Here is a 21,398-nt window from a genome sequence, read left to right as displayed (position 1 = left end):
TCAGTGCGCCATCAGCACGGGAATCGTCATGCTCTGTAGTATCGTCCGCGTGACGCCGCCGAGGATGGTTTCGCGCAGGCGCGAATGGCCGTACGCCCCCATCACCAGCAAATCGGCCGACAGGTCGGCCGCCTGCGACAGCAGCGCCTCGCCGATATCGCCGCGCCGCACGCCGCCGCCGTCGAGCAGATGCACGCGCGCCTGCACGCCGTGGCGCGCCAGGTATGCCAGCAGTTCCGCGCCCGGCTGTTCACCATGTTCTGCCGCATGCACCGTGGCATCGAAGATGGCCACGTGGACGTGTTCCGCACGTTGCAGCAGGGGCAGGGCGGCGCTGACGGCGCGGCTCGCTTCCTTGCTGGCATTCCAGGAAATGAGCACGTTGCGCGCGGCCGCCGGCGGCGCCAGCAGGGGCAGCGGCGGCGCATACGGCACGATCAGCACGGGCCGCCCCGAATGCAGCAGCACGTAGGCCGGGAAATCGCGCATCACGGACGGCGATTTGTCCTTGGCATTGTATTGGCTGATGACCACCAGGTCCGCATAGCGGGCCAGCAAACTCATGCCGCCCGCCGCCTCGTCGTCGACGACGCGCTGCTCGAACGAGGCGACGCCGGCCGCGCGCACTTGCTGCTCGAAACCGTCGAGGGCGCGCGCGGCCCGTTCGCGCAGGAAATTGAGGTGCAGCGCCAGGTTCGGGTCCGCATCGAGGTCGGGCTGGTGCTGGTACAGCAGGCGCGACACGCCCGTCAGGGCCACGCCCGTCAGGTGGCCGCCGCAGGCCTGGGCGATGCTGGCGGCCGCATCGATGCGTGCGCCGCGGCTGGCGCTGTCGTCTATGTGCAGCAGCACGGTTTTATAGGTCATGGCATAGCCTCTCGCTGTGGAGTGAGGCTTATTCTGGCACAGTCCAGCGTGCCGGCCGCGCACGACTGCGGCCGGCGCCTGGCGTGTCAGCTCATGCCGATGATGATGATGTCGGCGTCGCAATTGCGGTAATGAATCACGATAATGATAATGCGCCGCAATTGCGCCGCCCGCTGCGCCACCTCCTGCATGGCGCGGTCGGCGCGGTTCTTCATGGTCACCTGCACTTGCGAGGCGTCGCTGACGGGGATGCCCATGGCCTTCAGCGCCGCCTTCGGGTTGGCCATCAGCGCCAGCGCATGATGCGGATCGAGTTCCGCCTGATGCAGCGATTCCACGTCGCTCATGCCGGGATTGATCTCGTTGAACAAGTCCCGCAATGCTTCTGTATCGTCCTGGATTTCCATCGCATTCTCCCTGTGGTTCAAGCCGTCAAGCAAGGTTTGCGTGACGTCAATGCCGAGGTGCCATCACCTCACGGATGAGTATGCTTTTGATAATTTTTCTTGCGTGGACCTGGCGCAGACGATGCTTGCCTCACGCAGGCTGAGCCTTTGATCTGGCGCAATGTCGCCTGCAAAAGTGCCCCCTACACTTGATTCCACGCAGAACAACCATAACAAGCGGGGAGAGACAAGCATGGCTGAAGCAAGCGAAGCAAGCATGGCTGGAAAACGAGTGGCCCTCGTCACGGGCGGCATGGGCGGGCTGGGCACGGCTTTGTGCCGCCGCCTGCATGCGGCCGGTTTCACGGTCGTGGCGGCGCATACGCCGGGCAACCCGCGCGTGGAAAACTGGCTCGATGAACAGCATGCGCAAGATTATTATTTTCATCCGCTGTCGCTCGACGTGACCGATTTCGCCGCCTGCAGCGTGGCCGTGGGCCGCGTGCTGACGCAGTTCGGCAGCGTCGACGTCCTGGTGAACAACGCCGGCATCACGCGCGACCAGAGCATGCGCAAGATGGAATTGCCGCACTGGTCCGAGGTCATGCGCACCAATCTCGACAGCCTGTTCAACATGAGCAAGCAGGTGCTGGAACCCATGCTGCAAAAAAAATGGGGCCGCATCATCAATATCTCGTCCGTGAATGGCCAGAAGGGTGCGTTTGGCCAGTGCAATTATGCTGCGGCGAAAGCGGGCGTGCATGGCTTCAGCAAGGCGCTGGCGCTGGAGGTGGCGCGCCACGGCATCACCGTCAACACGGTTTCGCCCGGCTATCTGCGCACGCAGATGGTGATGGATGTGCCCGCTGACATCATGGCGGGCAAGATCCTGCCGCAGATTCCGCTGGGCCGCCTGGGCGAGCCGGACGAGGTGGCGGCGCTGGTGGCCTACCTGGCGTCGGATGAAGCCGCGTTCGTGACGGGCGCGAACATCGCCATCAACGGCGGGCAGCACATGAGTTGATCGCGTCTCACTCGTGAGATTGAAACAGGGCAATGGCAGTGGAGGAGACCCGCCTGCCCAGCCGGCACGCACGATGCCGGCGGGCGGCGGATAGCGGCACGGGGGTACTGCGGTGCAGCAGCAAAGGCGATGGCACAGGCAGCAAAGAAGATGGCACAGGCAGCAAAGAAGATGGCAAAGGCAGCAAAGAAGATGGCACAGGCAGCAAAGAAGATGGCAAAAGCAGCAAAGGAGATGGCAAAAGCAGCAAAGAAGATGGCAAAAGCAGCAAAGGAGATCGCAAAAGCAGGGGGGGCAGGGCAGCGATGCTCTGCCCTTTGTTGTTTCATGCTTGTTGCATGCGCGTCAAGACTTGCGTGTCACGCCACGCCGCGCCGGGCCTTTTCCAGCTGCGTCTGGCAATCGATGCACAGCCGCGCTTCGGGACGCGCGTTCAGGCGCGACAGGCCGATGGCTTCGCCGCAGTTGTCGCACAGGCCGTAACTGCCGTCGGCTATCTTGGCCAGCGCCTGCTTGATGATGGCCAGCTGCGCCAGATTGTGTTCGGCCGCCTCGCTGACGAGGGCATTCAAGGTGCGCACGCTGGCATTGTCGGCTGGCGACGCTTCGATCTCATTGAGCAGCGAGGCGCGCGCCCCCGCTTCGGCCATCTCGCCGTCGATTTGTTCCAGCAGCGCCTGCTTGCGCTGTTCCAGCACGCCTTGCAGGCGCAGCAGCTGATCTTGCGGCAATCCATTCATGGCTGTCATCCGGTAGGAGTCTCTCCTGATATGGTAGTCCAAGATCGCCACGTCTGCTTGCGCTACTACCCGCGCCGCGTTTGAGGCGGCGCAGGCGGTCAGGGGCCATTCTATGCTGGCTCTTTCAGGCAGTTGACCATCCAGGCGACGCCGAACTGGTCTTTCAGCATGCCGAAGCGCTTGGCCCAGAAGGTCTCCTGCAATGGCATCTGGATAGTGCCGTCGCGCGCCAGCGCGTCGAAGGCCTGTTCCGCGTCTGCCGGCGTGTCGAGGGTCAGGCAGACGGAGCAGCCGCTCATGCCCTTGGCGGCATCGCCGGGGCAGCCGCCGTCCGAGCCCATCAGCATCGTGGGCCCCAGTTGCACGGAGCCGTGCATGATCTTGTCGTACCAGTCTTCCTTGACTTGCTCCTGGCCCGGCGAGCCGCGAAACGGCATCAGGCACAGGTCTGTGCCGTGCAGGTGCTGGCGGTAGTATTCCAGCGCTTGTGCGCAGTTTCCATCGAATTGCAAATACGGTTCGATACGCATATTGGTCTCCTCTGGTCGCCCCGCCGGCGTGATTGTCATGCGGGGACGTCCCAGTATAGGCGCTGGATGGCCGAATTCAATCAGTCCGACGCCATCTCTTGCAGCCGCTCACGCACCTTGCCCACGGTGCTGAGGATGCGTTCGGGATTGCCGGCGAGTACGGCACTACCCATGTGCAACAAGCTCGTGGCAAGGCTGATCCAGTGCCGCACGTCATCGTTGCGGGCGATGCTCAGGCGTACCGTGTCGAGCAGGCCGCTGAGCTGGCGCTGCGCCGTGTCCAGGCCGGCGACGGTGTGTCCGGCGGCATCGGCATACAGCTGGTTGGCTTGCTGGCGCAAGGCGACTTCCAGCGCGAACACGGCTTGTGCCTGGCTATGGCTGATGCCATTGTCTCCCTGGCTGGCGCGTCGGCGGATGGCGCGCATGACGGCGCCATGCAGGGTGACGGCCGCCTGCGACAGGCTGTCGGCCAGCTGTTCCACGCGCATGGCGCTGCTCAGGGCCGCTTCGCGGCGTTCGCTGCCAGGTGATCCGTCCATGGTGCCTCCGTGGTGGTGAGGGCGGCCGCCAGGCGCGCATGTTCGCGCCCCAGCGCCGCCAGTTGCCGGCGCGCCAGGGTGTGGCGCAAGCCAGCCAGCCGGTACTCTTCACTTTTGCTTTGTTGCAGGCTTTTCGCCAGCACCAGCAACAGGCGCTGCGGCGGCGTGTCGGCATAGGCGATGTCCATTTCCAGCAGTCCCAGCACGACGTCGCGTTCGTTGTCGCCACTCTTGTCATACAGCATCAGCAAATTGTCCAGCGCGGCCAGCAGCGCTTGCAGCGGGGCGTCGCCATCGCGCAGCAATTGCGCCAGGCGCGCCTGCTGGCTGGCCGCGCCGCCGAGGCGCGATAGTTGCTGCAACAACAGGGCATATGCGCTGACATGGCGGTCGTCGATGCCGCTGCCGGGCCAGGCGCGGATGGCGGCGCCGGCGCTGGCCAGTTCGGGTTGGAAATCATACGCATCGGTACTGGCCAGGCGGCCCAGCGCTTGCAGGTATAGCCGCACGGCCTGCGCCAGGCGCGCCACATCCGCCTGCGCCGCGCGGCGCTGGGCGTCGAGCAGGCGTTCGCGCGCATCTTGCGCGGCTGAAAGGTAGGGGCGGCTGCGCTGGTAGCTGTCGACGTGGCGCTGCGACAGTTCGCCAAAGGCGCTCAAGGCGTCGCCGCCGGCGGCCAGGGCGCGCACTTGCGCCAGCTCCGTGCGCGGGCTGGCGCAGCCGGCCAGCAGCAGGCAAACGATGGCGCCATAACGGGAAAATAGGGAAGACACGTCACCTCGCGCTACATTGGAATACTGTACGGAAAGGTATTGTGGTTCCGGCCTGCCCGGCCTGCCTTGTGCGGGCGCAAGCGCCGTGCGATCAGCCCGTCGTCAGCCGCTTAACTGTTCGCGCCAGCCCAGGCCGGCGACGGTGTCGCCGCTGGGGCGGTACTCGCAGCCGACCCAGCCCGTGTAGCCGACCTGGTCGAGCAGCCTGAAAACATGGCGATAGTTGATCTCGCCCGTGCCCGGCTCGTGGCGGCCCGGCGTGTCGGCGATCTGGATGTGGCGGATCAGGGGCAGCAGGGCGCGGATGGTGTTGCTCAGCTCGCCTTCCATGCGCTGCATGTGATAAACGTCGTATTGCAGGAAGATATTGCCGCGCTGGCAGTCGGCGATGATGTCGGCCGCCTGCCGGCTATGGTTGAGAAAGTAACCGGGCATGTCGTAATGGTTGATCGGCTCGATCAACACGTTGATGCCATGCGGCCGGCAGGCGTCGGCGGCAAATTGCAGGTTGCCGATCAGGCTTTGCCGGGCCCGTTCCAGGCTCATGCCAGCTGGCACGATGCCGGACATGCAGTGCAGCTGCTTCGCTCCCAGTGCCAGCGCGTAGTTCAGCGCCAGCTGCACATTCGTGCGGAACTCCTCGCCCCGGCGCGGATCGCAGGCGATGCCCCGTTCGCCGTGCTCCCAGTCGCCGGGCGGCAGGTTGAACACGGCCAGCTGCAGATGGTGGCGTTCCAGCCGCATGGCGATCTGGCGCGCCTCGACGGCATACGGAAACAGAAACTCGACGGCATCGAAGCCCGCTTCCCTGGCGGCGGCAAAGCGGTCCAGGAAGGGCAGTTCGGTAAACATCATGCTGAGATTGGCGGCGAAGTTCGGCATGGCGGCACGCAGGTGAGGAAGATGGCGCTATCCTAGCCCAAATCGGCAAAAGGTGGCGTGCATGAAAAAACCGTTCCAGAAGCGAGTCCTGGAACGGTTTTTGTCGTCTTTTCGAGAAAGACAAACGGGGCCTGAAAGCGTCGCGAGCGGGAGTGATATCGGTTCGGGTAGCACAGCCGTACTCAAGTACGGCGCGCAACGGAGAATCGATAGCGCCCCGCGCAGTAGCTTTCAGGCCGCGTTTTAGCGGCCGCGGCCGCCGGAGCGGTGGTTCGCGGCCGAACGCGGCGCATTGCCGGAACGGTTGCCGCCGCCGCCACCGCCGCCCGATGGGCCGGCGCTGCGCGGCTTGGCGCCGCCGCCACCCGTTTTCACGCGCACCACGGCGCCGGCTGGCGCGCGGCTGTTGTTGCGGTGGCCGCCGGTGCCGCTGCGCAATTGCACAGGCTGGGCGCGGGCGTTCAGGTCCGGTTCGAAGCCGGGGATCACTTCACGCGGCAGGGTTTGCTTGATGAGCTTTTCGATGTCTTTCAACATTTCGTGCTCATCCACGCAGACCAGCGACACGGCTTCGCCCTTGGCGCCGGCACGGCCCGTGCGGCCGATACGGTGCACATAATCTTCCGGAATGTTCGGCAAGTCGTAGTTGACGACGTGCGGCAACTGGTCGATGTCGATACCGCGCGCGGCGATGTCGGTGGCGACCAGCACTTGCAGCGTGCCGTCCTTGAATTCCGACAGGGCGCGCGTGCGCGCCGACTGGCTCTTGTTGCCGTGGATGGCCAGGGCGCCGATGCCGTCCGCGCCCAGCTGCTCGACCAGTTTATTGGCGCCATGCTTGGTGCGCGTAAACACCAGCACTTGCGTCCAGTTGTTCGACTTGATCAGGTAGGACAGCATCGGGTGCTTCTTGTCGCGGTCGACGGGATGGATCTTTTGCTTGATCACTTCCACGGTCGAGTTGCGGCGCGCCACTTCGATCATGGCCGGCTTGTTCAGCAAGCCGTCGGCCAGGGCCTTGATCTCTTCCGAGAAGGTGGCCGAGAACAGCAGGTTCTGGCGTTTCGGCGGCAGCACGGCCAGCACTTTCTTGATGTCGCGGATAAAACCCATGTCGAGCATGCGGTCGGCTTCGTCGAGGATCAGGATTTCCACTTTCGACAGGTCAACCGTGCCCTGGCCCATGTGGTCCAGCAAACGGCCCGGCGTGGCGACGAGGATGTCGACGCCATGTTTCAGCTGCTTGATTTGCGGGTTGATGCCGACGCCGCCGAAGATCACGGCGGAGTTCAATTTGGTGTACTTGCTGTAGGCGCGCACGCTTTCCTCGACCTGCGCGGCGAGTTCGCGCGTCGGTGCCAGGATCAGGGCGCGGATCGGGCGCGTCGAGGTGTTGCTGGTGATGGCCGCGCCGTTCGCGTCGGTGGACAGGCGGTGCAGCACGGGCAGGGTAAAGCCGGCCGTCTTGCCGGTACCGGTTTGTGCGCCGGCCAGCAAGTCGCCGCCAGCGAGCACGGCGGGAATCGCCTGCGACTGGATCGGGGTCGGCACGGTGTAGCCGTGTTCGGTAACGGCACGGACGATAGCGTCGGACAATCCGAGGGAGGAAAAGGACATGGTAACTTTATTGTGAGATCGGCCTGTCGCCATCGTGGGGCGCCAGTCGCAGGCAATCAGATTAGGGGTCGAAAGACAGCGGCAAGGGGACTGGTCATATGTGCCGCACACGCGAAGTATAACAGCCTGGCAAAAAAGCGCCTGCTTTGTTTCAAGTTTGCAATGTCGCAAGTAAAGAAAAATGCCGCAAAGGCGCGCTGCGCGCTGGCAATTCTGGGTAGAATTGCCGCCTGCACCCCTCGCGCGGGGGATCGCCGCGCTGCCGGGGTTCTTGTTCCTGGAGGAATACCATGCGCATTGCCGACCTTCGCATCGCCAGCCGCCTGTATGGCGGTTTCGGCATCATCGTCCTGCTGCTGGCCGTCCTGGTCGTAGTCGCCACCGTGAATTTTTCAAAACTGGGCGACGCCAGCGCCATCAATACCCATACCTATCAGGTGCTGCTGCAAAATGACGCCATCCTGGAAAGCCTGATCAATATGGAAACAGGGCAGCGCGGCTATGTGATCACGGGGCTCGACGCCGCGCTGGAACCCTACTCGGGTGGCAAGGCGGCGTTGCGCCAGCACCTCGACAAGGCGCGCGCGCTGACCGCCGACAATCCGGCCCAGCAGGAGCGCCTGGCGAAACTCGAGGCCGCCGCGCAAGCCTGGCAAGCGGGCGCGCTCGACCCCGTGATCGCCATGCGGCGCGCCGTGGCCCAGGGCACGGCCCCCATCGAACCCGTGCTGGCGCTGGAAAAGCAGGGGCGCGGCAAACAGGGCATGGATGCCATGCGCGCGCTGCTGAACGACATCGAACAGGCGGAGTCGGCACTGCTGGCGCAGCGTTCGCACGCCGTGGCCAGCCTGCAGACGCAGACGCGCTGGGTCTTGCTCGGTGGCGGGCTGGCCACGTTGGTGCTGGCCGCCCTGGTGGCGATGTGGCTGGCCAGCAATATCAGCGGACCCCTGCGCTCGGCCATCGCCGTGGCCCGGCAAGTGGCGCAAGGCGACTTGACGGTGCGCGTGGAGGTGCGCTCGCGCGACGAGACGGGCGAGCTGATGCAGGCTTTGCAGGATATGACGGCCAGCCTGCTGCGCATCGTCAGCGAGGTGCGCAGCGGCACGCAGACCATCGCCACGGCCTCGCGCCAGATCGCCTCGGGCAACCTGGACTTGTCGGCGCGCACGGAACAGCAGGCCAGTTCGCTGGAAGAGACGGCGTCGTCGATGGAAGAACTGACGGGCACGGTGCAGCAGAATGCGCAGAACGCCCACCAGGCCAACGGCTTGGCGGCCACGGCATCGACGGTGGCGGGCAAGGGCGGCGCCGTGGTGGCGCAAGTGGTGGCCACCATGGGCTCGATCAATGATTCCTCGCGCAAGATCGTCGACATCATCGGCGTCATCGACGGCATCGCCTTCCAGACGAATATCCTGGCCCTCAACGCGGCCGTGGAAGCGGCCAGGGCGGGCGAGCAGGGGCGCGGCTTTGCCGTCGTGGCGACGGAAGTGCGCAACCTGGCCCAGCGCTCCGCCGGCGCGGCGAAGGAAATCAAGGCCCTCATCAACGATTCCGTGGCGCAGGTGGAAAGCGGCGCGCGCCTGGTCGACGAGGCGGGCCACACGATGCACGAGATCGTCGACAGCGTGCACAAGGTCAGCGGCATCGTCGGGCACATCTCGGCCGCCAGCGACGAGCAGCGGGCCGGCATCGAGCAAGTCAACCAGGCCATCAGCCAGATGGACCAGGTGACGCAGCAGAATGCGTCGCTGGTGGAGGAGGCCGCCGCCGCGGCGGAATCCCTGCAGGAACAGGCGGCGCGCCTGGCCGATGCGGTGGCCGTCTTCAAGACGACGCAGGCGGCCGCCGCCACCTTGCCGCCGGTACCGCGCTCCGCCGTGCCCCGTGCTGCGCCGGCCAGGGTGGCGCGCGTCCCCGCCCGGCTGCCGGTGAAGGCGGTGGCCCGCCACGCGCCGCACATGCCCGCCGGCAAACAGCGCTCGGGAGAGGATGAGTGGGAAGAATTCTGATCGCCCGGCGCATGCGACAGATGTCGCAAGTAGTGCTTGCGCGCGTGTGACTGTTGTCGCATAATTGCGCCATTAGTCACCAGCAGGAGTTGCCATGAGCACGCCATCCGTCACCGAACTGTCCTTGTTGAAAGCCTTGTGGAAGGAGCAGCCGCTGTCCGCGCGCGAACTGCATGCCCGCGTGGAAGAGGAGCTGGGCTGGTCGTTTTCGTCCACGCGCAAGACCCTGGAGCGCATGCTGGACAAGGGCATGCTGCTGCAGCGCAGCGTGCACGGCGTGCTCGTGTATGAAGCCAACGTGGACAAGGTCGCCACCCTGGCCGCGTTTGCCCATGATTTTGGCCGGCGCGTGATGGAAATCGACAGCCCCTTGCCGGTCAGTATGTTTACAGGCAGCAAACTGGTGGACCAGCAGGAACTGGCGGCGCTGGAGCAATTGCTGCACGACTGGCCTGTCGATCACTAGGAGTAAGCGATGACCTTGTTCGCCCTGACCTTGCTGCAGGCGACCGCCGCCTGCCTGCTGAGCGGCTGGCTGCTGCAAGGCGTGCTGAGCCTGGCTCTGCGGCGCTGGCCCGCGCTGGCGGCGCAGCGCAGCGCATGGCTCGGTGCCCAGCTGGTGCTGGCCGCCGCATTTGTGCTGCCGCTGCTGCCGGATACGCACCAGCTGAGCGTGGTGCCCGGGCTGAGCGTGCCGCTTGCGCTGGCCAGTGCTGCGCCCGCCTTGCCGCTGGCCGTGGATGTGCCAGCGGCCAGCCGGCCATCCGCTGCCGCCTGGCTGGCCCTGGTGTCGGCCGCCTGGGGCTTGATCTATCTGCTGGGCGTCGCTGGCACGGCATGGCGCTGGCAGCGTGGCCGCGCCCTCTTGCGTGTGCTGCTCCAGGTGGCGCAGCGGCGCCGGCTGCATGGCATGCAGGTGCTGGAAGTGGATGCGCCGATCTCGCCGATGCTGGTGGGCGTGTGGCGGCCGCGTCTGCTGGTGCCGGCGCACCTGGCGCAATTTACGCCGGAGCAGCGGCAGCTGGTGATCGCCCATGAGCTGACCCATGCCCGCCGGCACGACCCCTTGCTCTTGCTGCTGGCCAGCATGCTGCAGGCGCTGCTATGGTTCAATCCGGCCGCACGCTGGCTGGCCGGCAAGCTGGCTTGGGCGCAAGAGCTCGGTTGCGACCGTCAAGTGCTGGCCGGCCGCTCCCCGCGCCAGCGACAGCAATATGCGGCGGCGCTGGTCAAGCAGCTGGGCCTGCAGGCGCGGCCGCTGCCAGGGCTGGCCTTTGGCGGCGGCGGCATGGCGGAGCGCCTGCTGCGCATGCGTGACGGGCAGGATCGCCTGCCTGCAGCCTCGCGGGCGCTGACGGCGCTGCTGCTGTGCCTTGTCGGCGCGGCCAGCCTGGCGCTGCAGCCGGCACTGGCGTGGGCCGTGGCGGCCACGCCGGCAAGCACGCTCCCTGCGCCGGCCACGGCGCCCACTATCTGGCGCAATCCCCTCGACACCATGCGCGTGACCGGCTTTTTCGGCGTGGTACGCCAGATCACGCCACAGGGCCATGGCGGCATCGATCTGGGCGCCAGGCGCGGCACGCCCGTGCATGCGGCGGCCGACGGCATCGCCACCGTCAGCGAAGATGCGCGCCTGGGCAAGGCCGTGCGCATCGACCATGGCGGCGGCATCGAGTCGCTGTATGCCCATCTCGACCGGGTCACGCTGACGACCGGCATGGCCGTCACGGCGGGGCAGGCCATCGGCACCGTGGGCGCCACCGGCCTGGCGACGGGGCCGCATCTGCATTTCGCGGTGACACGGGACGGGCGCTTGCAGGACCCGCAACAGTGGCTGGCCGACCTCGATGCCAACGCCACCGCGCGCGCCCTGCGCACGCGCAAGGAGCAGTTCGGCCGCTAGCGTGACCCGGCCGCGGGTCGGGTGAGCGCGCGAGCGCACAGCCGACACCACCACAACCCTTTCAGGATTTTCCATGCGATTGAGTATTGTATTGTGCAGCCTTGCGCTGCCGTTGACGGCGCACGTCCATGCCGAGGACGTCCTCCCTTCCGTGACGGTCAGCGCGGGCAAAACGGCGCTGCGCCGCGACGACACCGTCGCGGCCATCGTCGTCGGCCACGAGGAATTGATACGCCAGGGCGACCGTACCCTGGCCGACGCCCTGAAGCGCCTGCCCGGCATTACCGTCGGCGGCGCGGCTTCGGGTTCGGCTGGCGGGCAAATCCAGCTGCGCGGGCTGGGCCAGGGATATACCTTGATCATGCTCGACGGCGTGCCCGTGCCGCCCGGCTTTTCGCTCGACGCGCTGGACCCGGAACTGGTCGAGCGCGTGGAAATCATGCGTGCCGCCACGGCGCAATTTTCCACCCAGGCGATCGCCGGTTCCATCAATATTGTGCTGAAAAAATCGGGCAAGCGGCGCGAGCGCACCTTCAAGCTGGGGGCGTCCGGCAGCCACGGCATGCCCGCCGGCAGCGCCACCATGCAGTGGGCCGACAAGGATGGCCGCCTGTCTTACGCGCTGTCCGGCACCCTCAGCCACACGGGGCGCGAGGTGCTGCTCGATGAATGGAACCGCGCAGTCGATGGCGAAGGCAGGCTCACGGCCGTGCGCCACGCGCCGCTCACCGAACGCGTGACCAGCGATACGTTCGAGCTGGCGCCCCGCTTGCAATGGGCGCTGGCGGGCGAGGACAGCCTGGCCTGGCAAAGCCTGGTCAGCTTGCGCCGCCTGGACAGCCGCCGCCAGGTCGTGGAAACGGCTTATCTGGGCGCTCATACCGACTATCCGGACAACGATGCCGCCTTCAGCCAGGACAGCGGCAGCGTGCGCAGCGACCTGCACTGGCTGCGCAAGCTGGGGCAGGGAGCCAGCCTCGATATGAAACTGGGCATCGATGCCAACCACCGCGGCAGCGATTATCTGTTCCGCGGCAGCAGCGCCGCGCCCGGGCCGGCGAATGTGCGCCGGGTCGATGCGGGCGTGGACGATGTGGGCGTGCAGACCAGCGGCACCTACCGCCGCACCTTGGGAGAAGGGCACGCGCTGGCGGCGGGCTGGGACGCGGGTCGCCGGCGGCGTGCGGAGTTTCGCCGCGAGCGCCTGTTGTCGCCGGGCGGGCCGCCCGCGCTGCCGGACCAGGACTATGCGGCCACGGTGCGGCGCCTGGCCCTGTTTGCGCAGGATGAATGGGATATCTCCGCGCGCTGGTCGCTTTATCTGGGGGTGCGCTGGGAAACCTGGCGCACGGCCAGCACCACCGGTGGCGCGGACCCCGTGGATGTGCGCGCGCAGGTGTGGAGTCCCGTGCTGCACAGCTTGTGGAAGCTCGCCGGCAAGGACCAGGTGCGCCTGGCCGTCACGCGCACCTACAAGGCGCCGCAGATTTTCCAGCTGATCCCGCGCCCCTACCTCAACGACAACGACAATAGCGCCGTGAACCCCGACAACCAGGGCAACCCGGCGCTGCGTCCGGAACTGGCGTGGGGCCTGGACGGGGCCTACGAATACTATCCTGCGCAAGGCGTCATGCTGGGCGCCAGCGCCTCGCTGCGCCAGATCAGCGACGTGATGCTGGACCGGCTGTACCAGGACGGGGGGCGCTGGGTGGCCACGCCCGTCAATCAGGGCAGGGCGCAGGTGCGCGGCATCGAACTGGAAGCGAAGCTGCCGTTGGCGGCGCTGTGGGCGGGCGCCCCCGCGCTGGACGTGCGGGCGAACGTGGCGCGCAACTGGTCGACGCTGGACGCCGTCGCCGGCCCGGACAATCGCCTCGATGGCCAGCTGCCCTGGAGCGCCAACCTGGGCGCCGATTACCGGCTGGCCAGCAAGCCCTTGACCGTGGGCGGCAATCTGCATTACCAGGGCGGCGGCGCGTCGCGCGCGTCGCGCCAGCTGCTGGCCTGGCAGGGCGCCCGGCGCGAACTGGATCTGTACGCGCTGTGGACGGTCGGCGACCAGCTGCGCCTGCGCGTCTCGGGCGCCAACCTGCTGCGGCAGCCTGGCCGCGCGCGCAGCCTGTATGCGGACGGCGCCGGCAGCCTGCTGCGCACGCTCGATACGCACAGCTACCGCACGCTGCGCGTCATGCTCGAAGGCTCGCTGTAGGCGGGATTCAGTCGTCGATCTCCGCGACGGCATAGTCCACGCCCTGGGCGTCGAGCCAGGCACGCAGGCCTTCCAGGCCGTGCCACGGGTTCGGGCGCAGGTACTGGCAGACATACAGGCCCGTGTCCGTCAGCCGGATATCGTTCTCTGGCATGGCGGCGCCGGGCGCCTGCGGCGTTCCTGCTTCGAGCAGCTGCGCGAGGTGCCGGCGCTGTTCCTGCGTCAGGCTGGCCGTGATCCTGAATTCAAATCCCATGTTGTCTCCTTGATTGACAGGCCGCCGCGGCGGCCATTTTTCATTATCGAAAAAATTGCACATAGCTTGGCATTCTTTCCGTTTTTGTTTTCAAAGTATCTCGTCCATACTGCATAGCACTGGCCCGGCACACACAGCGTGATGCAAGGGCAGGAGCAGAAGCGCCGTACAAGAACCGCTCTTTTTTTATGTTCAATTATTTTCACTAAGGAAAACATCATGCCTATCGCCACCGCCCAAGCCGCCCAAAAACTGCTGACCCCGAACGACCATACCCTGATCATGATCGACCACCAGTCGCAGATGGCGTTCGCCACCCGCTCGATCGATCTGGCCCTGCTGCGCAACAACGCGGCCCTGGTGGCCAAGGCGGCCGCAGAATTCCAGGTGCCGACCATCCTGACGACGGTGGCGGCGACCTCGTTCTCCGGCCCCATCTTCGACGAAATCCAGTCCGTCTTCCCCGCACAGGCGCCGATCGACCGCACGACCATGAATACCTGGGAAGATGCGCGCATCGCCGACAAGGTGAATGGCTACGGCAAGGGCAAGATCGTGCTGGCCGGCCTGTGGACCTCCGTCTGCATCGTCGGCCCCGCGCTGTCGGCGCTGGAGCAGGGCTTTGACGTCTACGTCATCGCCGACGCCAGCGGCGATGTCTCCGACGAGGCGCATGCGATGGCCATGCAGCGCATGATACAGGCGGGCGCGCAGCCGCTGACGTCCGTGCAATACTTGCTGGAACTGCAGCGCGACTGGGCCCGCGGCGAGACCTACGATGCGACGGTGGCCACGGCGGTGGCGCACGGCGGCGGCTATGGCCTGGGCCTGATCTACGCCAAGTCCATGTTCAACGCCAGCGAAGGCCATTGATTGCATCGACATGTAGCGCCCCCGCCGCGCGCCGGCGGGGCCGTGTTTTCACCTGATTCTGGAGTTCTCATGCACGCAAACACGATCTTGCTCAATGGCCGTTTCCACACGGTCGACAGGACGCAGCCGCTGGCGTCCGCCGTCGCCATCGCCGATGGCAAATTCCTCGCCGTGGGCGACGTTGAAGACGTGATGCGCCACCGCGGCCCCGCCACGCAGGTGATCGACCTGGCTGGCCGCACCGTCATCCCCGGCCTGAACGACTCGCATCTGCACCTGATCCGCGGCGGCTTGAACTACAACCTGGAACTGCGCTGGGAAGGCGTGCCCTCGCTGGCCGACGCCTTGCGCATGCTGAAAGAACAGGCGCTGCGCACGCCGAACCCGCAATGGGTGCGCGTCGTGGGCGGCTGGACGGAATTCCAGTTCGCGGAAAAGCGCATGCCGACGCTCGATGAGATCAACGCGGCCGCGCCCGACACGCCCGTCTTCATCCTGCACCTGTACGACCGCGCCCTGCTGAACCGTGCCGCCCTGCGCGCCGTCGGCTACGACAGGAACACGCCGAACCCGCCCGGCGGCGAAATTATGCGCGACGCCGCCGGCAACCCCACCGGCCTGCTGATCGCGCGGCCGAACGCCATGATCCTGTACGCGACGCTGGCGAAAGGCCCCAAGCTGCCGCTGGAACTGCAAGTCAATTCCACGCGCCAGTTCATGCGCGAACTGAACCGCCTCGGCATCACCAGCGCCATCGACGCGGGCGGCGGCTTCCAGAATTATCCCGAAGATTACGCCGTCGTCGATGAGCTGGCGCAAAAGGAGCAGCTGACGATCCGCATCGCCTACAACCTGTTCACGCAAAACAAGGGCGCGGAACTGCAGGACTTCCAGAAGTGGACGGGCATGGTGAAACCGGGCGACGGCACGGATTACTATCGCCACAACGGCGCCGGCGAAATGCTGGTGTTTTCCGCCGCCGACTTCGAGGATTTCCTCGAACCGCGCCCCGAGCTGGCGGCCGGCATGGAAGACGAGCTGGAAAAGGTCGTGCGCCACCTGGTCGAACAGCGCTGGCCCTTCCGCCTGCACGCCACCTATGACGAATCGATCAGCCGCATGCTCGACGTGTTCGAGAAGGTCAACCGCGACACGCCGTTCGGCGGCCTGCACTGGCTGTTCGACCATGCGGAAACCATCAGCCCGAAAAATATCGACCGGGTCAAGGCGCTGGGCGGCGGCCTGGCCATCCAGCACCGCATGGCCTTCCAGGGCGAGTACTTCGTCGAGCGCTATGGTGCCCAGGCGGCCAAGGCGACGCCGCCCGTGCAGCGCATGCTCGACGCGGGCGTGCCCGTGGGCGGCGGCACGGATGCGACCAGGGTGGCCAGCTACAACCCGTGGACGGCGCTGTACTGGCTGGTATCGGGGCGCACCGTGGGCGGCCTGGCCCTGACGGATGCGGCGGGCAGGTTGTCGCGCGACACGGCGCTGGAACTGTGGACGGCGGGCAGCGCCTGGTTCTCCAGCGAGCAGGGCAAGAAGGGACGCATCCGCGAGGGCATGCTGGCTGATTTGAGCGTGCTGTCGGCCGATTATTTCACGGTGCCGGAAGAGGCGATCAAGTCGATCGAATCCGTGCTGACCATGGTGGGCGGCAAGGTCGTCTACGGCCAGGCGGAATTCACGACCCTGGCGCCGCCGCCCATTCCCGTGCTGCCCGAGTGGTCGCCCGTGCGCACGGTGCCCGGCCATTACCGGCCCGTGGCCAGGCCGGCGCAGGCGGCGCTGCCGCACCAATGCGCGGGCGCCTGCGGCGTGCATGCGCATGCGCACGACCGGGCGCGCAAGTCGGCCGTGCCCATCAGCGATTTTTCCGGTTTCTGGGGCACGCTCGGCTGCAGCTGCTTCGCTTTCTAGGAGATGGCCATGCGCTACCAGAAAATCATCCTGGGCCTGCTGCTGGCCTTTGTCGTGGGCTTCGTGTGCCAGCTGGCGCGCATTCCCGTGCCGGCGCCGCCCGTGCTGAGCGCCGCGCTGCTGGTGTTCCTGACCAGCTGCGGCTACTGGCTCACGGGCCTGTACCTTGAACGCCGGTCGCAAGCTGAGCCGCAGCGGGAGGCGCCATGAACGTCCTGCTGGCCGGAGCGGTCCTGGGCTTGCTGGTGGGCGCCGTGTGCCGCTGGTTCGACCTGCCATCGCCCACGCCGCCCACGCCCACCGGCGCGGCGATGGTGGTGGCCATGACACTGGGGTTTGTCGTGGCGGGGCAGGTGGGGGGATAGCCCTTATTTGGAAATGCGCAGGATGGCCGAGGCGAGCCGCGTGAAACAGGGGCTCAGGTCGCTGTCGGTGGCCGCATAACAGTACAGGCCCACGGGTTCTGCCGGCTTGCGGCAACGGATGGGCGCATCGACCGTGTTGGCCATGCAGCGCAGCAAGTCTTCACCCAGTTCGCTGTCCGGTCCTTCCGGCTTGGTCAGCGAGGCGCCCATGCCCAGCGTGAAGACGTAGATGCCTTCCTGGCGCGCCTTGGCCGCGACGGCTTCGGCCAGGTTGCGCGAGGCGCGGTGTACATTGATCCATCTGTTCGAATTGCCGACCAGCGAGCTGGTCACCACGCGCGGCGTGCTGGTGACGATGGGAAACTCGCGCAAGGTCGTATCGTTGGCTTGTGCGGCCACGTTGTTCGCGTTGTACCAGTCTGGCAGCGCCGTAAGGCTGTTGGCCGAGCACGAGGAACCAGGCTGCATGAGCGTGCCCGGCGTCCCCCTTGCGTACAAGCCATATAGCTGTTCCTGGCCGCTGACAAGCGGCTCCAGCGTTGCCAGTCCGCCTGCTTTCTGGCAGTTGCCTGAGGTGGCGGGAAAGAAGTAGGAGGAAAACGCGGCCGGCGAGCCATCGGAAAAAAACACGATGACGCGCAGGCTGGAGCGGTTGGTCAGGCTGATGTCCTTGAGCTGCTTGCGGGCCTGGAACATGCCTTCGGCTGAATTGGTGCCGCCGATAAAGGCGAATTGATCAATCAGCCCGTCTTTTTTAATCATGCTGGTGCGGTCAAAACCGCGGTCGGACTGCTTGATCGGGACATCGATTTGCGCTTCCGAGGCGAAATGCAGCAAGCCGACGCGGTCGACGGTGGAATTGAACTTGTTCAGGAAGGACTTGCCCGCCGCCCGCACGGCGGCGGCATTGGACGACAGTGAGGCGGACGTATCCATCACCAGCACCATGTCCAGGTCCTTGCGGATGGTTTGCGCGCTGGCGGCCACGTTCAATGTCTTGAAGCCCAGTATGCCCATCAGCGACACGGGCAGCGATGCGGTGGCCGAGACGTCGATGGTGACGGTGCCCTTGTCGAACACCACGCTGACGGGATTGAGCACGGGGGTCGAGAGCAGGAAGTTGTCCGGGTAGTTGATGTCAAAAAACTCCTTGGCCGACTGGCGCGCGCTGGCCCGCTGTTCGTCTTCCGTGCTGCCCGTGGTGACGCCGCGCGCCGCCGCCAGGCTGGCCGAGTCGACGGCGGCATTCAGCTTGGCCTTGACGAAGTAGCCGAGGGCGGAATCGATGGCCAGGCCTGCCGCGGCGATCAGGACCACGGCCGACAGCGCCACCATGATCAGCACTTGCCCGCTTTGCCGTTTGTGTGGAATGCGCATCAGAATATCGTCATCGAGGTGAGGTTGGGGCCAAGGAGCGGCGTGCTGGCGTTGCCAATTTTTAATGTGCCGAACAGCATGTCGAAATTGTAGAAAGTCTCCACCGCGTAAATCAGCTCGCCATCTGCCAGCTGGCCTGACATCAGGGCCAGCACGGGGGCGTTGCTGCCTTTGCCGATGCCGGCGCAGGTGCCATTGGTCCAGCTGCCGCATTGCCAGACCTGGCTGGCTGGCAGGTAGCCGCTGGTCTTCGCGCCGGCATCCCAGCGGTACTGTTCCAGCACGATGTTGCGCACGGGGGAGTTGGCCGAGGGCACATAACCCATGATCTTGGTGATATAGATCATGCCGCGCCCGTTCATGTTCAGCGGCGGCGTGCTGGCGGCCAGCGCATTCATGATGCCCTGGCTTGAGCCGCTCAGGTCGGACGTGGCGCGCGAAGCGAGGTTGGCCCCTTCGCGGCTGATGTTGAGCAGGATGATCTTGGCCTGGATGGCGCGCGACATGTCGACCGCCATGAACAGCAGCAGCGCCAGCAGCGGCAGCACGATGGCAAATTCCACGGCGGCGATGCCGCGCGCGGCACGCCGCCAAAGCAGGGGACGGGTGCGCATCATAAGCCGCCGAAGCTTTCATTGCGCATGGTGGCGGCCACCACGAAGCGCGACTTGCCGTCCTTGAAGAAGGCGCCGATCATCGGCGTGGCGAATGTCCAGCTGCAATCGACGGAGATAACGACGATGTCGCCGCTGTTGCCGAACATGCCGGTACTGGTGCCGCTGACGCCGTTCACCGATATGACGGGATTGACCTTGTCGTAGATGCCCATCGAACTATCTTTCATTTTTTGAATGACGGCCTGGTAGCGCTGCTGGTTGCTGCCGTTGGGGTCGAGATCCTTGTTGCCCGTCACCGCATAGCGCGCCCCTTCGCGCACCGCATGCTGCATCGTGATGTTGGCAAAATACGCCATGCTCAGTTCGATCACGCCGATCATGAGCAGCAGGAAAACCGGCGCGATGATGGCAAATTCGACGATGCTGGCACCCGATTGCAGGAGCTTGCCTGGCGGGCGGCGGGGGAGGAGGTTGGCCTTGCTGAGCATCATTTCTGGGATCCAAGTAAAGGCCCGCGCCGGCGCAGGTCTGGCAATTGAATTTAAGCAACTTGCCGGTGATCATTTTATATTGCTTTGTGCCCGCGAGGTTGGTATTAAAATGCACGAAAATCAAGTTTGTTGCATTTTATGTAGTCAATCGCTGGCTTGCCATTCCTAATTCGTATTCCTGAGAGTAATATGCGGGGCGTACAGAAATTAAAAAATAATTAACCATTGTCTGGACAGGTTTGGCATATCCTGCCGATGGCGCTCTTTTGCAAAGATGAAATCAGCATGCTGCAACAGCAACAATTGCAAGTGGAGCAGAATACCGAGGCGGCATTGCCGCTGGCCGATCATGCGGATTTGAACATGATTTTCGGCATGCGCTTATTGCTGGCGGTGACAGCATTGCTAACCTTGATTATCAATCCCGGCGGTCATGGCATGTCAGGGCAATTGGCGTGGGTAATATTGCCCTTGTATGTGCTGTACAGCGCGGTATTGCTGATTTTTCTGTATTTCAATTACTTATTCGTCCAGGGCAAACGGATTTACTGGCTCGATGTCTGGTGGTGCGGCCTGATCGTGTTTTGCACCGGCGGCGGCGAGAGTTATTTTTTCCCGTTCTTTTTCTTTGTGATCCTGGCGTCCGCGTTTCAGCGGGGAGTCGATGAAGGCGCGCGCATCACGCTCGCCTCCTGCGCCGTGCTGGTGCTGGCGTCAGCCGTTTCCGATCGCGCGCTGAACCTGTCGCACTTGCTTTTGCGCACGACATTTGTCATGGCGCTCGGCTATATGATTGCCTACTGGGGCGGCTTGAGCCTGTTGCAAAAACGCCGTCTGGCCTTGCTGCGCGAAGTCAGCCAGCAATCGAATCCCCGCTTTGGCGTCGACCATACGGTGGCGTCGATACTCGAGAAGGCCCGCGTTTTCTTTGGCGCCAGCAGTTGCATCCTGATCATGCGCGAAGGCGGCGCGGCGCATTGGCAGCTGCGCACGGCGCTCGACGACCGCCGCGGGAATGGCGGGCGCGTCAGCCAGATGAGCGAGGCGGCCGTGGCGCCGCTGATGGTATTCGATGCCAGCCAGAGCGTGTTGTACGCGCCGTCGCTGCGTTCCCGCATCGGACTCGCCCCTGCATGGCAGGTGAAGGTGCGCGGCATAGCCAGATGGCGGCGGCTGGAGATGGATGCCACCCAGAGTGCCGCCCTGGCCGAGTTGTTCGACGCCCGCTCCTTCATCAGTGTTCCCTTGCCTTTGTACAAGGGACAGGGCCGCCTGTACGTGATTTCGAGCAAAAACCGGCTGACGAAAGCCGATGCCAGGTTCCTGGCACATATCGTGACCCAGGTCTTTCCGCTGATAGAGAACATCGCGATCCTCGACAAGCTCGCCTCCGGCGCGGCGTACCGCGAACGGCAGAAAATTGCGCGCGACCTGCATGACTCGACCATCCAGCCGTATATCGGCTTGCGCCATGGCTTGAACGCCTTGCGCGCCAAGGTGGCCGCGGGCAGCCCCCTGCTGGCTGAACTGGACCAGCTGATCGACATGAGCGGCCAGGTGATCGGCGACTTGCGCCAGATGGCACAGACGGTGCGCGGTGGCGGCCCGGAGGGCCATGATGAGCCGGAATTGCTGGTGGCCCTGCGGCGGCAGGCGGAACAGTTGAAGAAATTCTTTGGCATCGATATCGAAATTATTTCGGACCGTGCGTTTGCCCTCAGCGACAGGCTGGCGGCGGAAGTGTTTCAGATTGTCAACGAAGGCATGAGCAACATCCGCCGGCATACCACCGCCCGCGAGGGCTGCGTGCGCCTTGCCTGCAATACGCATGCCGTGTCGATCTCGATCGAAAATGCGGCCGGGGCCGAGGCGCCCGGCCACCCCGCCTTCGTTCCCGCGTCGATCGCCGAACGGGCCCAGGCGCTGGGCGGCACCGTGCAGGTGGGCCAGGCCGCCGGCGGCGCGACGGCGGTGCGGATCGAAATTCCCGTGTAAGGGCCGGGCCCTGCGG

Annotated in this window: 24 protein-coding genes; 11 read left to right on the top strand and 13 right to left on the bottom strand. The window is 65.2% G+C overall.

Features of this window, described 5'->3' with window-relative positions; translation table 11 throughout:
• Together BM193_RS22200 and BM193_RS22195 are read right to left on the bottom strand one after the other, a co-directional pair.
• The gene (locus tag BM193_RS22200) at positions 1-867 is read right to left on the bottom strand and encodes a universal stress protein (RefSeq protein ID WP_092800896.1); all 867 of its coding nucleotides are present in this window, start codon (positions 865-867) and stop codon (positions 1-3) included.
• An 86-nt stretch (positions 868-953) separates the two neighbouring features.
• Positions 954-1,274, bottom strand: a complete 321-nt coding sequence (locus BM193_RS22195; RefSeq protein WP_092800898.1) for a hypothetical protein — start codon at positions 1,272-1,274, stop codon at positions 954-956.
• A 232-nt stretch (positions 1,275-1,506) separates the two neighbouring features.
• Here BM193_RS22195 and phbB point away from each other — a divergent pair, with 232 nt between their 5' ends.
• Positions 1,507-2,277 carry an acetoacetyl-CoA reductase gene (gene phbB, locus BM193_RS22190; RefSeq protein WP_254786370.1) on the top strand — a complete coding sequence of 257 codons (771 nt, stop codon included), beginning with the start codon at positions 1,507-1,509 and terminating at the stop codon, positions 2,275-2,277.
• On the opposite strand, the gene BM193_RS22185 is transcribed toward phbB, so the two are convergent.
• The 7 genes from BM193_RS22185 to BM193_RS22155 form a co-directional block, all read right to left on the bottom strand.
• Complete coding sequence (locus BM193_RS22185; protein ID WP_175533386.1) at positions 2,202-2,606, bottom strand: hypothetical protein; 405 nt, start codon at positions 2,604-2,606, stop codon at positions 2,202-2,204. The two genes, phbB and BM193_RS22185, sit on opposite strands and share 76 nt — an antisense overlap.
• 30 nt (positions 2,607-2,636) lie before the next feature.
• Positions 2,637-3,017: a TraR/DksA family transcriptional regulator gene (locus BM193_RS22180; RefSeq protein WP_092800904.1), complete on the bottom strand. Its 381-nt coding sequence runs from the start codon at positions 3,015-3,017 to the stop codon at positions 2,637-2,639.
• 110 nt (positions 3,018-3,127) lie between these two features.
• Entirely contained in the window at positions 3,128-3,547 is a 420-nt protein-coding gene (locus tag BM193_RS22175; RefSeq protein ID WP_092800908.1) for a VOC family protein, read from the bottom strand.
• An 80-nt stretch (positions 3,548-3,627) separates the two neighbouring features.
• Entirely contained in the window at positions 3,628-4,089 is a 462-nt protein-coding gene (locus BM193_RS22170; RefSeq protein WP_092800911.1) for a hypothetical protein, read from the bottom strand.
• On the bottom strand, positions 4,047-4,862 hold the full coding sequence (locus BM193_RS22165) for a hypothetical protein (protein ID WP_092800914.1): 816 nt from the start codon (positions 4,860-4,862) through the stop codon (positions 4,047-4,049). The genes BM193_RS22170 and BM193_RS22165 overlap by 43 nt, the downstream gene beginning before the upstream one ends.
• Positions 4,863-4,964: 102 nt before the next feature.
• Entirely contained in the window at positions 4,965-5,744 is a 780-nt protein-coding gene (gene otnI, locus BM193_RS22160) for a 2-oxo-tetronate isomerase (protein WP_092800917.1), read from the bottom strand.
• A gap of 243 nt (positions 5,745-5,987) precedes the next feature.
• Positions 5,988-7,361, bottom strand: a complete 1,374-nt coding sequence (locus BM193_RS22155) for a DEAD/DEAH box helicase (protein WP_092800920.1) — start codon at positions 7,359-7,361, stop codon at positions 5,988-5,990.
• 290 nt (positions 7,362-7,651) lie between these two features.
• Between BM193_RS22155 and BM193_RS22150 the strand changes: the two genes are divergently transcribed.
• From BM193_RS22150 to BM193_RS22135, 4 genes are all read left to right on the top strand, one after another.
• Positions 7,652-9,376, top strand: a complete 1,725-nt coding sequence (locus BM193_RS22150) for a methyl-accepting chemotaxis protein (protein ID WP_092800923.1) — start codon at positions 7,652-7,654, stop codon at positions 9,374-9,376.
• Between the two features lie 94 nt (positions 9,377-9,470).
• The gene (locus BM193_RS22145; protein WP_092800926.1) at positions 9,471-9,842 is read left to right on the top strand and encodes a BlaI/MecI/CopY family transcriptional regulator; all 372 of its coding nucleotides are present in this window, start codon (positions 9,471-9,473) and stop codon (positions 9,840-9,842) included.
• Positions 9,843-9,851: 9 nt separating this feature from the next.
• Complete coding sequence (locus BM193_RS22140) at positions 9,852-11,279, top strand: M23/M56 family metallopeptidase (protein ID WP_092800929.1); 1,428 nt, start codon at positions 9,852-9,854, stop codon at positions 11,277-11,279.
• Positions 11,280-11,352: 73 nt separating this feature from the next.
• Positions 11,353-13,488 (top strand): TonB-dependent receptor plug domain-containing protein, encoded by a 2,136-nt coding sequence (locus BM193_RS22135; RefSeq protein WP_092800932.1) that lies wholly within the window; start codon positions 11,353-11,355, stop codon positions 13,486-13,488.
• Positions 13,489-13,495: 7 nt separating this feature from the next.
• Here the strand turns inward: BM193_RS22135 and BM193_RS22130 are convergent, their stop codons facing one another.
• Positions 13,496-13,744 carry a hypothetical protein gene (locus tag BM193_RS22130; protein WP_139176285.1) on the bottom strand — a complete coding sequence of 83 codons (249 nt, stop codon included), beginning with the start codon at positions 13,742-13,744 and terminating at the stop codon, positions 13,496-13,498.
• Positions 13,745-13,963: 219 nt separating this feature from the next.
• On the opposite strand from BM193_RS22130, the gene BM193_RS22125 reads away from it, so the two are divergent.
• The 4 genes from BM193_RS22125 (at position 13,964) to BM193_RS22110 (ending at position 16,902) form a co-directional block, all read left to right on the top strand.
• Entirely contained in the window at positions 13,964-14,617 is a 654-nt protein-coding gene (locus tag BM193_RS22125; RefSeq protein WP_092800938.1) for a hydrolase, read from the top strand.
• A gap of 69 nt (positions 14,618-14,686) precedes the next feature.
• Entirely contained in the window at positions 14,687-16,537 is a 1,851-nt protein-coding gene (locus BM193_RS22120) for an amidohydrolase (RefSeq protein WP_092800941.1), read from the top strand.
• Positions 16,538-16,546: 9 nt separating this feature from the next.
• Complete coding sequence (locus BM193_RS22115) at positions 16,547-16,747, top strand: DUF1427 family protein (protein WP_092801182.1); 201 nt, start codon at positions 16,547-16,549, stop codon at positions 16,745-16,747.
• The gene (locus tag BM193_RS22110) at positions 16,744-16,902 is read left to right on the top strand and encodes a XapX domain-containing protein (RefSeq protein ID WP_092800944.1); all 159 of its coding nucleotides are present in this window, start codon (positions 16,744-16,746) and stop codon (positions 16,900-16,902) included. Before BM193_RS22115 ends, BM193_RS22110 begins: the two co-directional genes overlap by 4 nt.
• Positions 16,903-16,905: 3 nt before the next feature.
• Here BM193_RS22110 and BM193_RS22105 read toward each other — a convergent pair whose 3' ends face one another.
• The 3 genes from BM193_RS22105 to BM193_RS22095 are packed head-to-tail and all read right to left on the bottom strand — an operon-like array spanning position 16,906 to position 19,387.
• Entirely contained in the window at positions 16,906-18,279 is a 1,374-nt protein-coding gene (locus tag BM193_RS22105; RefSeq protein WP_092832503.1) for a TadE/TadG family type IV pilus assembly protein, read from the bottom strand.
• Positions 18,279-18,896 carry a TadE/TadG family type IV pilus assembly protein gene (locus tag BM193_RS22100; RefSeq protein WP_254786369.1) on the bottom strand — a complete coding sequence of 206 codons (618 nt, stop codon included), beginning with the start codon at positions 18,894-18,896 and terminating at the stop codon, positions 18,279-18,281. Before BM193_RS22100 ends, BM193_RS22105 begins: the two co-directional genes overlap by 1 nt.
• Positions 18,893-19,387, bottom strand: coding sequence for a TadE/TadG family type IV pilus assembly protein (locus tag BM193_RS22095; protein ID WP_092800950.1), 495 nt, complete (start codon positions 19,385-19,387; stop codon positions 18,893-18,895). The genes BM193_RS22100 and BM193_RS22095 overlap by 4 nt, the downstream gene beginning before the upstream one ends.
• Between BM193_RS22095 and BM193_RS28545 the strand changes: the two genes are divergently transcribed.
• Positions 19,374-19,556: a hypothetical protein gene (locus BM193_RS28545; protein ID WP_139176287.1), complete on the top strand. Its 183-nt coding sequence runs from the start codon at positions 19,374-19,376 to the stop codon at positions 19,554-19,556. The two genes, BM193_RS22095 and BM193_RS28545, sit on opposite strands and share 14 nt — an antisense overlap.
• A 116-nt stretch (positions 19,557-19,672) precedes the next feature.
• Positions 19,673-21,382: a sensor histidine kinase gene (locus BM193_RS22090; RefSeq protein WP_175533385.1), complete on the top strand. Its 1,710-nt coding sequence runs from the start codon at positions 19,673-19,675 to the stop codon at positions 21,380-21,382.
• Positions 21,383-21,398: the final 16 nt, after the last annotated feature.

The organism is Janthinobacterium sp. 344, assembly GCF_900112025.1.
In the GTDB taxonomy this organism is placed as follows: domain Bacteria; phylum Pseudomonadota; class Gammaproteobacteria; order Burkholderiales; family Burkholderiaceae_D; genus Janthinobacterium.
Note: the sequence above shows the minus strand (reverse complement) of the source record. Positions and strands in the feature narration are given on the sequence as shown.